14 protein-coding genes are annotated in these 14,168 nt (G+C 69.4%); 4 read left to right on the top strand and 10 right to left on the bottom strand.

Annotation, left to right across the window (positions count from 1 at the left end):
- Positions 1-22 precede the first annotated feature (22 nt).
- The 4 genes from DC434_RS04180 to DC434_RS04165 all read right to left on the bottom strand — a co-directional run bounded on the left by DC434_RS04180 (position 23) and on the right by DC434_RS04165 (position 3,480).
- A complete protein-coding gene (locus tag DC434_RS04180) occupies positions 23-553 on the bottom strand; it encodes a GNAT family N-acetyltransferase (protein ID WP_116634053.1) in 531 nt (176 codons plus the stop codon).
- A 134-nt stretch (positions 554-687) separates the two neighbouring features.
- On the bottom strand, positions 688-2,238 hold the full coding sequence (locus tag DC434_RS04175; RefSeq protein WP_116634052.1) for a DHA2 family efflux MFS transporter permease subunit: 1,551 nt from the start codon (positions 2,236-2,238) through the stop codon (positions 688-690).
- On the bottom strand, positions 2,235-2,858 hold the full coding sequence (locus tag DC434_RS04170; RefSeq protein WP_116634051.1) for a PadR family transcriptional regulator: 624 nt from the start codon (positions 2,856-2,858) through the stop codon (positions 2,235-2,237). Before DC434_RS04170 ends, DC434_RS04175 begins: the two co-directional genes overlap by 4 nt.
- Positions 2,859-2,931: 73 nt before the next feature.
- Positions 2,932-3,480: a GNAT family N-acetyltransferase gene (locus DC434_RS04165; RefSeq protein WP_116634050.1), complete on the bottom strand. Its 549-nt coding sequence runs from the start codon at positions 3,478-3,480 to the stop codon at positions 2,932-2,934.
- Positions 3,481-3,530: 50 nt separating this feature from the next.
- Between DC434_RS04165 and DC434_RS04160 the strand changes: the two genes are divergently transcribed.
- Positions 3,531-4,418 (top strand): phosphoribosylaminoimidazolesuccinocarboxamide synthase, encoded by an 888-nt coding sequence (locus DC434_RS04160; RefSeq protein ID WP_165807994.1) that lies wholly within the window; start codon positions 3,531-3,533, stop codon positions 4,416-4,418.
- Positions 4,419-4,568: 150 nt separating this feature from the next.
- Positions 4,569-5,897, top strand: a complete 1,329-nt coding sequence (locus DC434_RS04155; protein WP_116634049.1) for a solute carrier family 23 protein — start codon at positions 4,569-4,571, stop codon at positions 5,895-5,897.
- A 50-nt stretch (positions 5,898-5,947) separates the two neighbouring features.
- Here DC434_RS04155 and DC434_RS04150 read toward each other — a convergent pair whose 3' ends face one another.
- Entirely contained in the window at positions 5,948-6,619 is a 672-nt protein-coding gene (locus DC434_RS04150; protein WP_116634048.1) for a TetR family transcriptional regulator, read from the bottom strand.
- A 124-nt stretch (positions 6,620-6,743) separates the two neighbouring features.
- Between DC434_RS04150 and DC434_RS04145 the strand changes: the two genes are divergently transcribed.
- Positions 6,744-7,616, top strand: coding sequence for a DUF1266 domain-containing protein (locus DC434_RS04145; RefSeq protein ID WP_116634047.1), 873 nt, complete (start codon positions 6,744-6,746; stop codon positions 7,614-7,616).
- Complete coding sequence (locus DC434_RS04140) at positions 7,589-8,653, top strand: hypothetical protein (RefSeq protein WP_116634046.1); 1,065 nt, start codon at positions 7,589-7,591, stop codon at positions 8,651-8,653. Before DC434_RS04145 ends, DC434_RS04140 begins: the two co-directional genes overlap by 28 nt.
- A 90-nt stretch (positions 8,654-8,743) precedes the next feature.
- Here the strand turns inward: DC434_RS04140 and DC434_RS04135 are convergent, their stop codons facing one another.
- The 5 genes from DC434_RS04135 to DC434_RS04115 form a co-directional block, all read right to left on the bottom strand.
- Positions 8,744-9,742 (bottom strand): LacI family DNA-binding transcriptional regulator, encoded by a 999-nt coding sequence (locus DC434_RS04135; protein ID WP_279303201.1) that lies wholly within the window; start codon positions 9,740-9,742, stop codon positions 8,744-8,746.
- A gap of 145 nt (positions 9,743-9,887) precedes the next feature.
- The gene (locus DC434_RS04130) at positions 9,888-11,318 is read right to left on the bottom strand and encodes a GH1 family beta-glucosidase (RefSeq protein WP_116634044.1); all 1,431 of its coding nucleotides are present in this window, start codon (positions 11,316-11,318) and stop codon (positions 9,888-9,890) included.
- Positions 11,319-11,323: 5 nt separating this feature from the next.
- Entirely contained in the window at positions 11,324-12,214 is an 891-nt protein-coding gene (locus DC434_RS04125) for a carbohydrate ABC transporter permease (protein ID WP_116634043.1), read from the bottom strand.
- Positions 12,211-13,248, bottom strand: coding sequence for a sugar ABC transporter permease (locus DC434_RS04120; RefSeq protein WP_243408804.1), 1,038 nt, complete (start codon positions 13,246-13,248; stop codon positions 12,211-12,213). Before DC434_RS04120 ends, DC434_RS04125 begins: the two co-directional genes overlap by 4 nt.
- Before the next feature lie 117 nt (positions 13,249-13,365).
- Positions 13,366-14,168 (bottom strand): extracellular solute-binding protein (locus DC434_RS04115; protein WP_116634042.1); only part of this gene is annotated, 803 nt, incomplete at its 5' end.

Genomic DNA, 14,168 nt, shown 5'->3' with positions numbered 1-14,168 from the left:
ACCTCCGGTTCGCCGGCGCCTGTCAGAGAGCGATCCAGTACCGGCGCAGCATCCCCTGCCCGCGCTCGGACTGGTCGCTCACGTCCTGCAGGACGCCACCCGCCTTCTCGATCGTGCGGGCGGAAGCGACGTTGTCGACGTCGCAGGTGAGGAGCACCCGCTCGAGCCCCATGGCACGGGCACGGTCGAGCCCGAGGGCGAGGGCAGCCGACGCGTGACCCTGACGTCGCCGCGATGCACGGACCGCGTAGCCGATGTGGCCGCCCGCCTCACGGAGCCAGTCGTTGAGCTCGTGCCGGAACGAGAGGAAGCCGATGACCTCACCCTCTTCGACGATCCAGAAGAGGTCCTCGTGCACGAGGCCCTCCGGCAGCTCCGCCGAGGCGTCGGCGTGCAGCACCGCCTTCTCGATGAGGGCCTCGAGCGTCTCACGGTCCGGCGTGACCGGCGCCGACAGACCCGATCCATCGACGTGCCCGTCACCGAACTCGGCGACCGCCTCGGCCCAGCTGTCGAAGAGGTCGGTGGTCGGTCGGATGAGGTCGATCGTCATCCGCCGATGACATCACGATCGTCGGCAGAGACGCAAAACGGCTCAGCGGCGAATCCGTGACGAATCCGGCGCCCGCTCAGGTCGCGAGAAGGCACCCATCCGCGACCGGGATGGGTGCCTTCTCGCGACGGGAGCTACTCGATCGGAGCGGATGCCGTGACGTCGGGCTGTGCAGCGGGCGCGCCCTTCGGAGCTCCGCGCAGGAACAGCGAGGCGACGAGCGCGACGAGGATCACGACGGCGGGAAGCAGGATCGCCTGCGACATGCCGGCGGAGAAGCCTTCGGCGACGGCATCCGGCAGCGCACCGCCCGAACCGATCGAACCCGCGGCATCTCCCATGCCGGGGAGGTTCGCCTCGAGCCGCGCCTGCATGAAGGTCGCGATCGCGGCGGAGCCCACGACCGAGCCGATCGTGCGCGTGGTGTTGTAGATGCCGGCACCGGCGCCGGCCTGGCGCATCGGCAGCATCCGGGTGGCGGTCGTCGCGAGCGGTCCCCACATGCCCGCGCTGCCGATGCCGAGGAGCGCCGACGGGAACAGGAACATCCAGATCGGCGTGTCCATGTTCACGAGCGACGAGTACCAGAACAGCGCGGCGGCGAAGGCGAGAAGACCGGGGATGAGGATGAACCGCGGGTCGGTGCGGTCGAGGATCCGTCCGGCGAGCGGGGCGAGCACGCCGGACAGCACGGCCATCGGGATCATCAGCAGGGCGGCCTGAGTCGGGGCGAGCCCGCGGGCGATCTGCAGGAAGAACATCAGCGGCAGCGACATGCTCGTCACCGCGAATCCCACGGCGGCGATCGCGACGTTGGCGCCGGAGAAGTTGCGGTCGCGGAACAGGTCAAGCGGCACGAGCGCCTCGCTCTTGGTCTTCCACTGCTGCAGGATGAACAGCGCGAGCACGACGATGCCGGCGATGATCAGGCCCCACACCGAGATCGGGCCCCAGATGACGCCCCAGTCGTACTTCTCCCCCTCCTGCAGGCCGAAGACCACGAGGAAGATGGCGAGCGCGCTGAGCACGACGCCGAGGATGTCGAAGCGGTGCGGGTGCGTCTTCAGACGCGGTACGAGGATCCACGCGGCGACGAAGGCGATCACGCCGACCGGCAGGTTGACGAAGAAGATCCACTCCCAGCCGAGGCCGTCGACCAGCACGCCTCCGAGCAGCGGACCGACGAGGGTCGCCACACCGGCGGTCGCACCCCACAGCCCCATCGCCGCGCCGCGGCGGTTCGGCGGGAAGGTGCGGGTGATGACGGCCATGGTCTGCGGAGTCATGAACGCCGCACCGAGACCCTGGACCGCGCGGGCGACGATCAGTCCTTCGAGCGAGGTCGACAGGCCGCACCAGAGCGAGGCGAGCGTGAAGATGGCGAGACCGATGAGGTAGATGTTCTTCGGTCCGAAGCGGTCGCCGAGGCGTCCGGTGATGAGGAGGGGGACGGCGTACGTCAGCAGGTACGCGCTCGTCACCCACACCACGTTGTCGAGGTTGTTCGTGTTCGGGTCGAGCGCGGCCTTGATGGCCGGGTTCGCCACCGAGACGATCGTCGTGTCGACGAGGATCATGAAGAACCCGATGACGAGCGCCCAGAGGGCGGGCCACGGGCTCTTCGGCGCGTTCCCCGCGGCGAACGGCCCGGTCTCGGGGCCGGCGGCCTGTCGTGATTCGGTCATTGCTGTGCAGCCTTTCGCTGAGCGAGGTAGCGGTCGGAGTGGGGGAACTTCGTCGGACCCCAGGGGATGCTGTCGGCGTCGAGGCGGGCGAGCAGGGAGTCGAGCCAGCGCAGCTCGGCCGCGAGGAGGGCCTCCTGGCGTTCGATCTCGACGAGGACCTGCTCGGGGACGGAGTTCGCCCTGGCCTTGGACAGGCCGTCACGGTGCATGGTGTGATCATCGACGAGAGCGACGCGACGTTCCTCCAGCAGCTCGACGACGTCGGCGTGCTCGAGGTTGTGCGCCTCGGCGAGAGCCACGCGGAATTCGGCAGGACGATCGACCTTGGGCAGCTCCCGCCGCACCCAGGCGATGACCGCGTCGCGCCCGGCATCCGTCAGCGTGTAGGTCGTGCGCTCGGGACGGTTGCCGTCCCGGTCGATGCCGACCTCGTCGATCAGTCCGGCCCGCTGCAGCCGCGCCACCGTGTGGTAGAGCGTGCCGTTCGTGATGGTGAGCAGGCGGTCGTCGTGGCGCGTGCGCATGAGCCGCACCATCTCATAGGGATGCATGTCGGCCTCGCGCAGCAGCGCGAGCACCATCACCCCCATGGGCGTGAGCCGATCCACGGCATCCTTCATGTTCCACCTCGATTAGTCCACGTGGACTATACGCCTTTCGGCGCGGTGGGACAAGACGCGACCGCGCGCCGCCTCAGCGCAGCGCGGCGTCGAGCTGCGATGAGCTCAACGGTCGATCCGCGTAGACGAGGCGCATCACGGACGCGTCGGGGTTCCCGGCATCAGGGGCCCGGTGGACGAGAGCGAGGCCGAGCTTCTCGGCGACGTGCGCCGACGCCGTGTTGTGCTCGACCAGGTACGCGACCAGAGGACGGTCGGGATCGATCGCGCGCGCCCGTTCCATGCCGGCCCGCGCCAGCTCGGTCGCGAGCCCCCGCCCGTGATGGTCCGCCGAGATCCGGTAGCCGACGTTCCACACCCGGCCGCCCAGCAGCGTGCATCCGCCGTTGCCGACGACCTCGTCGGTATCGCGCAGACGCGCGACCCACGAACCGAGCCCCGCCTCGGCCCAGCTCCCCCTCCACCTCTCGATCATCTCGAGGGTCTGCGCCGGGTCGGTGTGCCGGAGACTCGGATAGTGCGCCCACACGCGTGGATCGGTCTGGATCGGGAACAGCGCGTCGACGTCGCCGAGGACGGGACGGGACAGACGAAGCCGCTCGGTGAAGGTGTCGTCGCTCACGCCTCCAGGCTAGGCACCCGCGCCGACACCAGGCGCGACGAACCGGGATAATGGGGCGGGTGAGCACCTCATCAGAAGGCACGGCACGGACCATCCCCGGCTGGCGGCACATCTACTCGGGCAAGGTCCGCGACCTGCATGCATCCGAGGACCCGGAGGACACGCGCATCCTCGTCGTCGCCTCGGACCGCGTGAGCGCCTTCGACTTCGTGCTGTCCCCCGGCATCCCCGAGAAGGGCGCCCTGCTCACCCGGCTCAGCCGCTGGTGGTTCGCGCAGCTCTCCGACGTGCCCAACCATCTCGCCGACGGCGAGATCCCGGCGTCCGTCGCCGACCGTGCGATGCTCGCGCAGTCGCTCGAGATGCTGCCGATCGAGTGCGTCGTGCGCGGCTACATCACCGGCTCCGGATGGGCGGAGTACCAGGAGAGCGGCACCGTCTGCGGCATCCCCCTGCCCGCCGGCCTGCAGAACGGCGACCGGCTGCCTGAGCCCCTGTTCACGCCCGCCTACAAGGCGCCGATGGGCGAGCACGACGAGAACATCACCTTCGAGAAGGTCGTCGAGCTCGTCGGCGCCGACCGCGCCGCCGAGCTGCGCGACGCCTCGCTCGCGATCTACGCCCGAGCGGCCGCGATCGCCGAGGAGAAGGGCCTGATCCTCGCCGACACCAAGTTCGAGTTCGGAACAGACCCCGATGGCGTCCTGCGCCTGGCCGACGAGGTGCTCACGAGCGATTCCTCGCGGTACTGGGATGCCGAGGCCTGGAAGAACGGCACCACCCCGAGCGAGCGGATGGCGAGCTTCGACAAGCAGATCGTGCGCGACTGGCTCGCCGCGAACTGGGACAAGCAGGGCGAGCCGCCGCTGCTCCCCGACGACATCGTCGAGCGCACGGCCGACCGCTACCGCGAGCTGATCGAGCGCCTCGGCGCCTGACCCCGCGGGTGACCCGCCCCGACGCACGTCGGTGTGGAGGAAGCCGTCGCCTTCGGTCGGGGCACCCAGCCAACACTCAGGAATCGGTAGTGTGGCTCCAGCACGGTCGCGATCCCCCGCGCGACCATCCCCCGAACCTGAGGAGACCGCATGGCCCTGTGGAAGCTGCATGGAGACGGCCGCACCCTCGAGCCCGGCGCCGTCGTGCGCCCGGACGAGCGCCTGAACTGGCCCGCCACGATCGCGATCGGCCTCCAGCACGTGATCGCGATGTTCGGCGCCACGTTCCTCGTGCCGATCATCACGGGCTTCCCGGTCGCCACGACCCTGCTCTTCAGCGGTGTCGGAACGATCCTGTTCCTCCTCGTCACGCGCAACAAGCTGCCCAGCTACCTCGGCTCGTCGTTCGCCTTCATCGCGCCGGTGACCGCGGCGACGGCATCCGCGAACATGGGCACCGCGCTCGCCGGCATCGTCGCGGTGGGCGTGCTGCTCGCGATCATCGGCGTCGTCGTGCACACCGTGGGCGTCAAGTGGGTCGATCGCTTCCTGCCGCCGGTGCTCGCCGGCACGATCGTCGCGCTCATCGGGTTCAACCTCGCCGGCGCCGCGCACAACAACTACGCCGCGGCGCCGATCACCGCGACGTTCACCCTCGCCATCACGATCGTGTTCGCCGTGGTCTTCCGAGGATTCCTCGGTCGCATCTCGATCTTCCTCGGCGTGATCGCGGGATACATCTTCGCGGCGTTCCGCGGGGAGTTGAACTTCGAGGCCGTCGAGAAGGCGGACTGGATCGGCCTGCCGACCTTCACCCTGCCGAACTTCACCGAGCCCGGCACGCTGACCGCGCTCGCCATGTTCCTCCCCGTCGTGCTCGTGCTCATCGCCGAGAACGTCGGCCACGTGCGCGGCGTCGCCACCATGACCGGTGACAGCACCATCAACGAGCAGACCGGGAAGGCCCTGATCGCCGACGGCGTCTCGACCACCCTGGCCGGCTTCTTCGGCGGCTCCGGCACGACGACCTACGGCGAGAACATCGGCGTCATGGCATCGACACGGGTCTACTCCACCGCCGCCTACTGGGTCGCGGGCGCCGCAGCGATCCTGCTGAGCCTGTCACCGAAGTTCGGCGAGGTCATCAACTCGGTGCCGGCCGGCGTTCTCGGCGGCGTCACCACCGCTCTCTACGGCCTGATCGGCGTCATCGGCATCAAGATCTGGGTCGACAACCGCGTCGACTTCTCCCGCCCGGTGAACCAGTACACGGCCGCCGTCGCGCTCATCATGGCCGTCGGCGGGTTCATGATCAAGGACGAGGCATCGGGCTTCGAGCTCGGCGGCATCGTCATCGCGACGGTGGCGGCGATCCTCATCTACCACCTCGGCAACCTCATCGCCCGGCTCCGCAAGACCGGCGCCGACGACCCGAAGCCGCTCGAGGCGGTCGGCCCTCTCGGCGGCGACCCGGCCTGACGGCCGGGCGGTCCGGGCGGCGCGTCTCGGCGCGTCTCGGCGCGTCTCGCTCAGGAATCGCCTGGGCAGACAGCTCCGCTCGCTCGCGGGCGGGGCTGTCCGTCGCGCACGAGGACGGGTGCCATGGGCATCGGCGCGGCGGGCTCGGGCAGGCCGTAGCGCCGGTGCATCCATCGCCGCGCGTCCTCCAGCGGATAGGTCTCGCCGAACACCGCGTACTTCACGAAGATCCCCTCGAGCGTGCTCCGCAGCATGACCTCCTCGAGCGCCGGGTCGTCGGCGCCGCGGGCGCGGAACAGATCGCGCACGGCATCCTCCGCCGCCGTCGCGGCCGCCTCGTGCCGCGCCTCGGACTCGGCGAAGAGACGGTGCGTCGCAGGCTGCTGCTGCATGGCGAGCACGGCCCTCTGCAGCGGAAGCGCGTAGGCCGTCGCCATGAGGGCCCCGTCGATGACCGCGGCGAGCGCCTCGTCCGGCGTCCCTTCGACGCGGGCGAAACCGAGGACGGTCTCGAACCAGCGGTCGATCACCGCGGCGACCAGATGATCCTTGCCCCCGAAGTGATAGTTCACGAGCCCCTGGGCGACGCCGGCGCGGGAGGTGATCTCGGCGATGCTGGCCCCCGAGACGCCCCGCTCGCTGAAGACCTCGATCGCCGCCTGGAGCAGCGCCTCGCGCGAGCGTTCCCGCGCGACTCTGTTCCGTTCGTCGGAGCGCGCCATGCGGCATCCACCTCCTGAGTTCGCGACCGCAGCTTTCGAAATCCTCCCCGTGCCGTATAGATTACTCACTGAATGTTCGTTCAATCTGTGAACGACCACGGATTCATCCCTGCCAGGAGTAGCAATGCACCCTTTCGCGCGCGTCGACTTCAATGACCTCGGCTCGATCATCGGCTGGCTCATCGAGCAGTGGTGGGTGTGGGCGATCGTCGGCGTCATCGTGCTGTTCTTCATCGTCGTCTGGCTGCTGCCCGACGCGAAGGTGAAGCCCTCGGAGCAGTTCTCCACGGCCGACGCCGAGGCCAACGAGATCGCACTCGGGTTCCTGCAGATCACGAACCTCCCCTCCGGTCCGTGGAACGACCCGACCGCCTCGGGACTCGGCGCGCGGGAGAAGTCCGTGCTCGTCGACCAGTGGGGCGTGCACTCGCGTCAGGACTGGCTCGACAACATCGAGCGCCTCACCAGCGACCGTCGCCGCCGCGAGATGTGGACGCTCTACCTCGCCGTCCGCACCGCGGTCGCCGAACGTCTCGGCCGCACGCCGAAGGCCAAGGAATGGCTCGCGGCGATCGTGGAGGAAGGCGGCGACAAGCGCGATGCGCGCAGCTTCGTCACCGCGATCGAGTACATCGAGTCGGAGGTGCGCAAGCGCGTCGGCAAGGACATCGTGTCGCCCGGGGTCTTCGTGAAGACGCTCGACGGGTACGCCCTGGGCCAGGCCGTCGCGATGACGACCTGGGGTGTCGCGCTGGGTCACGGCGACGTCGCGGAGGCGCGGGAGATCATCCGTCGGATCAACGCCGACGCACGCCCCGGCTTCACCTCGTGGGCCGACTTCGGCCTGAGCTACATCGCGGGGCGCGTCATGCACTGGAGCGACGGCAACGTCGACGAGAAGTCGTTCGAGAAGTTCGGCGACGGCTGGTCGGACTTCAAGGCCGCCGCGACCGAGAAGCGCAACGGCCCGTGGGCGACGCTGTCGTGGAGCCGCTGACCGTCGACCTGGAACCGCTGCGACGCAGCGCCGGATTCCGCGACATCCTCGCCTACGAGCGCATCTGCCGGATGCCGCCGCACCGCCGCTTCGTGGTGATCCTCATCGCCGTGCTGCTGTTCGCCGCGGCGATGCTCGTGGGACTGTGGTTCCTCGGGCGCACCGACATCCTCGCGGTCGCGCCGATCCTCGGGGTGTTCGTCATCGGGTACACCGTGCTCGCCGCGGTCGGATTCGTCTGGTACTCCGTCGGGCTGAGCCGCAGGGTCAAGATCGCCGCGTTCGCCTGGCAGAACGGATGGGCCTACGCCGACACGCTCGAGCACACCCGCCGACCGGGAGCGGCTTTCACCCGCGTCCTGCGCGGCCAGGAGCGCGCGATCGTCGCGTGCGACGACGAGCGGATGCCGTTCGAGCTCGGCGTGCACCACTCGGTATCCCGCGGGCAGGAGCGGGCGACCGTGCAGCGCCCGTTCGCATTCATCGAGCTGCCGCTGCCGGCATCCCTGCCGCACATCGTGCTCGCCAACAAGCGACGCAGCATCATCCCCACGCTGGGGCTCGGCCGGGGAGCGGCCCGGATGGATCTCGAGGGCGACTTCGCCTCGACCTTCCGCCTGATCGTGCCCGAGGGCTACCAGCAGGACGCGCTGTACATCTTCACGCCCGATCTCATGGCCCGGGTGCTGGACCTCGGCGCAGGTGCCGAGATCGAGCTCGTCTCCGACCGGCTCTACGTCTATCTGCCCGCGAGCACCCGATTCGATCGCGCCGAGACCATGGCCGCCGCGATCACGCTCGCCGAGGAGTTCCACCGCCGCTTCGCCGCGCGCACCGCGCTGTACCGCGACGACGACGCCGGCGAGATCGCCGCGAGGGCCGGCGTCTCCGTCGGGCTCCGCGGGCAGCGGCTCGGCGGCCGCGGGATCTCCGTCCTCGCCGTCGCGGGGACCGCCGGCGTGCTGCTGCTGTCAGCCGGAGTGACGGCGTTCTCGCTGTTCGGCGGCGGCCTGCTGCGAACGCTCGGCCTCGGCTGAGCTCCTAGACCCACGGCTGTGGGCCTGGCCCGGAGGGGGCGCCAGGGCCACAGCCGTGTTCACCTCTCCCGTGCCGCGAACTCGAGCCCGCTAGGCCGACTCCCGCACCACGAGCTCGGTCGGCAGGATCGTCGTGTGCGCCGGCTCCTCGCCCGCGAGCCGCGCCAGCAGCACGCCCGCCATGGCCTCACCCTGGGCGTACATCGGCTGGCGCATCGTGGTCAGCGCGGGCTCGGTCGACGTCGCGACCGAGGAGTCGTCGAAGCCGACGAGCGCCACATCCTCCGGAACGCGCAGTCCTGCCGAGCGCAGGGCTGTGAGCGCGCCCCGCGCCATCAGGTCGCTCGCGACGAACACCGCGTCGGGCGCACCCGCCGCGAGGATGCGGCGCATGGCATCGGCTCCGCTGGCCTCGCTGTAGTCGCCGGCCTCCTCCGCGAACGGCTGCAGCCCGGCATCCGCGAGGGCCCGCCGGAATCCCTGCATGCGGTCGATCGACGACACCATGGTCGGCGTGCCGGAGACCGTCGCGATGCGGGTCCGACCGATGTCGACCAGTCGGCGGGTGGCGTTCTCCGCCCCGGCGACGTTGTCCACGTCGACGACGTAGTCGGTCTCGCGTCGGCGCACAGGGCGTCCGCCGTAAACGACAGGAACGGCATCCGCGATCCGATCGATGAACGCGTCGCTGGTGTGGTGCGACACGATCAGCGCGCCGTCGACACCGCCGTTGCGCACGAAGCTCGTCATCTTGTCGCCGGGGTCGTCGCTGGCGATCAGCAGGTTGAGCAGGTAGTCCGAGCCGCCGAGCCTGCCGGTGATGCCGGCGACGATCGCGGCGAAGAACGGGTCGCCGAAGAAGCGGTTCGTGTCCTCCGGGACGATCAGGGCGATCGCGTGGGTCTGCCGTGATGCCAGCGACCGGGCGGCACGGTTGGGCACGTAGCTCAGCTCGTCGATCGCGGCACGCACCGCGGCGAGCGCCTCGGGGCTCACCGCCGTCGAGCCGTTCACCACCCGCGACACCGTCGACCGGGACACCCCGGCAGCGGATGCCACCTCCTCGATGGTCGCCCGTGACGACATCACCGCACGCTCTCTTCCATCGCCCTATTCTGTCTGCTCCGCGTGCATCTCCGGCGTCGACCGGCCCCGGAGCCCTGTTCGAATCGGCTGACTGGTCCCTTTTCCGGCCCGCAGGCGACCATTCGCGCGATTCGAACGGCGGATCGGCTCAGAGGCTGCGGGCGGCGATGATGCGCGCGTACTCCCTGCCGGAGTCCTTCAGGCTCCGCTCCTGCGTGTCGTAGTCGACGCGCACGATGCCGAACCGCTTGTCGTAGCCCCAGGCCCACTCGTAGTTGTCGAACATCGACCAGTAGAAGTAGCCGCGCACGTCGACGCCCGCATCCGCGGCATCCAGGACGGCGCCGAGGTGCAGGCGCAGGAACTCGGTGCGCTCGGCGTCGTGCACCCGGGTCTCGCCGTCTTCGACCACGGCGACGTCGTCATAGGCGGCACCGTTCTCGGTCATGTAGAGCACGGTTCCCGCAGGCTCCGCGTACTCGGTCCACACGCGCTGGAGGAGGCGGGTGAGCCCCTCCGGCTGCACCTCCCAGTTCTGCGCGGTGCGCGGGAGACCCCGCTCGACCGAATGGATGCCGTCGCTCGAGGGGTACGGGCTGCGCCCCTTCCGCTCGGTCGCGGGACCGCCCGAGACCGGCGGCTCGGCGGGAGCCGCGCCCGCCACGAAGTCGCCGTGGTAGTAGTTCACGCCCTGGGTGTCGATGTGCTGCGAGATGGTCTCGAGGTCGCCATCGTGGACCGCAGCCTCGAACAGGGCGACGGCATCCGCATCGACCGCCCGGATGTCCTCGACGATGTCGGCCGGGTAGGCCCCGCGGTAGATCGGGTCGAGGAACCAGCGGTTGAACTGCCCGTCGACACGGCGCGCGGCATCGACGTCGGCGGGGTTCTGCGGGTCGGCCGGGTCGGCGACCGTGTGGTTCAGCGTGATGCCGAGGTTGAGCGACGCGTCGCGGCCGCGCAGCTCGCGGACCGTGGCGCCGTGCGCGAGCAGCAGGTGATGCGACGCCAGCAGCCCCTCGGCGATGCTCGTGTGCCCCGGCGCGTGCTCACCGCCGGTGTACGACAGGAACGACGAGCACCACGGCTCGTTCAGCGTGGTCCAGACGTTGACCCGGTCGCCCAGCGCGTCGTGCATGGTGCCGGCGTACTCCAGGAAGCGGTCGACGGTGTCCCGGTTGGTCCAGCCCCCGGCATCCTGCAGCGCCTGCGGCATGTCCCAGTGATACAGCGTGAGCCAGGGCAGGATGTCGGCGGCGAGCAGCTCGTCGACCAGGCGCTCGTAGAAGTCGACGCCCTTCGGGTTCACGGCGCCGCCGTCGGGGCGCACCCGCGACCATGACGTGGAGAACCGGTACGTCTGCAGCCCGATCTCGCGCATGAGTGCGACATCGTCGGCGTAGCGGTGATAGTGGTCGCACGCGACCTCGCCGTCGTCGCCGCCGATCACCGCACCCGGCACCTTCGAGAACGCGTCCCAGATCGAGGCGGTGCGTCCGTCCTCGAAGGCCGCTCCTTCGATCTGATACGCCGCCGTCGCGGCGCCGAAGAGGAAGTCCGAAGGGAAGGGGCGCGTCATAGAGGTCATCCTTTCACCGCGCCCGCCATGATGCCACTGACCAGCTGCCGCCCCGCGACCACGAAGAGCACGAGCAGCGGAAGGGTCGCGAGCACCGCGCCGGCGAGCACGATCGAGTAGTCGATGTAGTACCCGGACTGCAGCTGGCTGAGCGCCGTCTGCAGGGTCGGGTTCTGGGGGGAGAGCACGATCAGCGGCCACAGGTAGTCGGTCCACGCGGTCATGAACGTGAAGAGGCCGAGGATCGCCATGGCGGGGCGGGCAGCCGGGAGACCGACGGTGAGGAAGGTGCGGAACTGGTTCGCGCCGTCCATCCGCGCCGCCTCGATCAGCTCGTCCGGGATCACGTCGACGAGGTACTGCCGCATGAAGAACACCCCGAACGCCGTGACGAGCGTCGGCACGATGACCGCGCCGATCGACCCGGTCCAGCCGAGCTCGCGCATCAGCATGAACAGCGGGATGATGCCGAGCTGGGTGGGGATCGCCATGGTCGCGATCACGAAGATCATCAGTCCGTCCCGCCCCTTGAAGCGCAGCTTCGCGAAGGCGTAGCCGGCGAGCGTCGAGAAGGTCACGACCGAGATCGTGATGATGCCCGAGATGAGGAAGGAGTTGCCGAGCGCCAGCCAGAACGGGATCGCGTCGAAGACCTTGGCGGCGTTGACGAGGAAGTTGCCGCCGGGGATGAGGGGCAGCGTCTCGCCGCGGGTGGCGTTGGTGCCGCTCGCCACGACCACGGACCACCACAGCGGGTACACGCTGCCGATGATGAAGGCCGCGAGCAGGCCGTAGGTGAGGAAGCCGGGACGGCTGCCGATGCCGGCGTTCCCTCCGGTCGCGCTGCGGCGGCGGCGGATCTTCTCCGGCACGCTGAGGGCCTGGGTGGCGGTCATCGCGCCTCCTCCTTGGTCGAGCGGACGCGGCGGCGCGCAGCCCGGTTCTTCGGATCGCTGCCCGTGGAGATGCGACGGGAGATCAGGAAGTTGATCACGCCGATGCCCACGATGAGCAGGAACAGCAGGATGGCTACGGCGGATGCCTCACCGAGGTCGCGGCGGAAGAAGGCGAGCTCCCAGAGGAAGAGCACGGTCGTCTGGAACTGACGATCGCTGCCGCCGATGCCGCCCGCCGTCGACACGTCGAAGAGACGCGGCTCGGCGAAGATCTGCAGCCCGCCGATCGTGGCGGTGATGATCACGAAGATCAGCGTCGGCCGGATCGTGGGGATGGTGATGGAGAAGAAGCGGCGTGCGGCCCCGGCGCCGTCGAGCGCGGCGGACTCGTAGAGGTCGCGCGGGACGGCCTGCATCGCGGCGAGGAGGATGAGCGCGTTGTAGCCGGTCCAGCGGAAGTTGACCATCACCGCGATGGCGATGTGCGACAGCGCCGTGTTGTGCTTCCACTCCTGGTCGGCGATGCCGATGAGGTTCAGGAGGTTGTTGGCGAGACCGTCGGCCTCGTTGAAGATGCTCGAGAAGATGATCGCGACCGCGACCGGCGTGACGACGAAGGGGATGAGCACGCTCATGCGCCAGAACGTCGGAGCGCGCAGCCCGCGGTCGAGGAGATAGGCGATCACCAGGGCGACCGCGAGCTGCGGGATCGCGGAGAGCAGGAAGATGCTCAGGGTGTTGCCGATCGAGTTCCAGAACATCGAGTCGCCGAGGATCTCGACGAAGTTGCCGACGCCGACGAAGTCGCCCTCGCCCTTGAGCAGGTCCCACTCGTGCACGGCCACCCACACGGTGTAGAGCAGCGGGAACAGTCCGACGAGCCCGAAGAGCAGGAAGAACGGGGAGATGTAGAAGTACGGAGATGCGTTCTGGTCGAAGCGCGAGACGCGATGGCGCCACGGCCGCTTCGGCGCGGCATCCGTCTTCTGCGGGGGCGCGGATGCCGTCGCCCGGCGCTCATCGGTGAGAGTCATGGGTCTTCCTTGGTCCGGAACCGGGGTCCCTGAGCTGGTCGAAGGGGCCGCGTGGGGGTGCTTCGACAGGCTCAGCAACCCAGTGAGGGGTCACTGAGCCTGTCGAGGCGGAGGTTGTCAGCCGACGAGCTCGTTCAGGAGCTTGATCGCGGCATCCCAGGCACCCTGGGTGTCGGTGTCACCGCGGTCGAGTCCGCTGAGAGCCGGGCCGAAGACGTTCTCCTGGATGACGGAGTCGTCGGCGCCCTTGAACTGCGCCACGACGCCCTTCGCGCGCTCGGCCAGGATCGCGCCGGTGGGTGCGTCGTTGAAGAACGCGTTCGGCGTCGCCTCGGAGGCGAGAGTCTCCTGCGCCTTGACGGTCGAGGGGAAGTTGCCCGCGGCGGCGGACTGCTTCACCTGCTGCTCGGGCTGCGTCAGCCAGTCGGCGAGCTCAGCGGCCGCCTCCTGGTGCTGCGAGCTCTCTGGGATCGACAGGAAGGCGCCGCCCCAGTTGGCCGCCCCTCCCGGGAAGACGTCGGCGAAGTCCCAGCCGGTCGCCGCGTCTCCGCCGCCGGCCTCGACCTGGCCCTGGACGACGCCCAGCATCCAACCCGGGCAGACGAAGGTGGCGAAGGTGCCGTCGACGAACGACTTGCCGCCGTTCCAGTCCCAGGCGGTCTGCGCAGCGGACTGGCCGCCCTCGGTCGCGGCTCCCAGCAGCTCGAAGCGCTCCTTCAGCTCGGCGTTGTCCTCGACGTTCACCTTGCCGTCGGCGGTGTAGTAGCCCTCGTCGAGCTGGTTGACCATGGCGTTCCAGACGAAGCCGGAGTGGTCGTACCAGGCCTTGCCGGTCTTGGCCGTGTAGTCGGCGCCGACGGCGAAGTAGTTCTCCCAGTCGCCGTCGAGCAGCCGACTACACGGCCAAGACCGGCAAGGCC

It is taken from the genome of Microbacterium sp. TPD7012 (assembly GCF_003075395.1).
Classification (GTDB): domain Bacteria; phylum Actinomycetota; class Actinomycetes; order Actinomycetales; family Microbacteriaceae; genus Microbacterium.
Note: the sequence above shows the minus strand (reverse complement) of the source record. Positions and strands in the feature narration are given on the sequence as shown.

Coding starts and splice junctions, on each gene's coding strand:
- DC434_RS04155 (WP_116634049.1), top strand. CDS start 4,569: ATGGCCCTGTGGAAGCTGCATGGAGACGGCCGCACCCTCGAGCCCGGC.
- DC434_RS04175 (WP_116634052.1), bottom strand. CDS start 2,238: ATGACCGAATCACGACAGGCCGCCGGCCCCGAGACCGGGCCGTTCGCC.
- DC434_RS04150 (WP_116634048.1), bottom strand. CDS start 6,619: ATGGCGCGCTCCGACGAACGGAACAGAGTCGCGCGGGAACGCTCGCGC.
- DC434_RS04160 (WP_165807994.1), top strand. CDS start 3,531: ATGGGGCGGGTGAGCACCTCATCAGAAGGCACGGCACGGACCATCCCC.
- DC434_RS04145 (WP_116634047.1), top strand. CDS start 6,744: ATGCACCCTTTCGCGCGCGTCGACTTCAATGACCTCGGCTCGATCATC.
- DC434_RS04125 (WP_116634043.1), bottom strand. CDS start 12,214: ATGACCGCCACCCAGGCCCTCAGCGTGCCGGAGAAGATCCGCCGCCGC.
- DC434_RS04180 (WP_116634053.1), bottom strand. CDS start 553: ATGACGATCGACCTCATCCGACCGACCACCGACCTCTTCGACAGCTGG.
- DC434_RS04130 (WP_116634044.1), bottom strand. CDS start 11,318: ATGACGCGCCCCTTCCCTTCGGACTTCCTCTTCGGCGCCGCGACGGCG.
- DC434_RS04170 (WP_116634051.1), bottom strand. CDS start 2,858: ATGAAGGATGCCGTGGATCGGCTCACGCCCATGGGGGTGATGGTGCTC.
- DC434_RS04120 (WP_243408804.1), bottom strand. CDS start 13,248: ATGACTCTCACCGATGAGCGCCGGGCGACGGCATCCGCGCCCCCGCAG.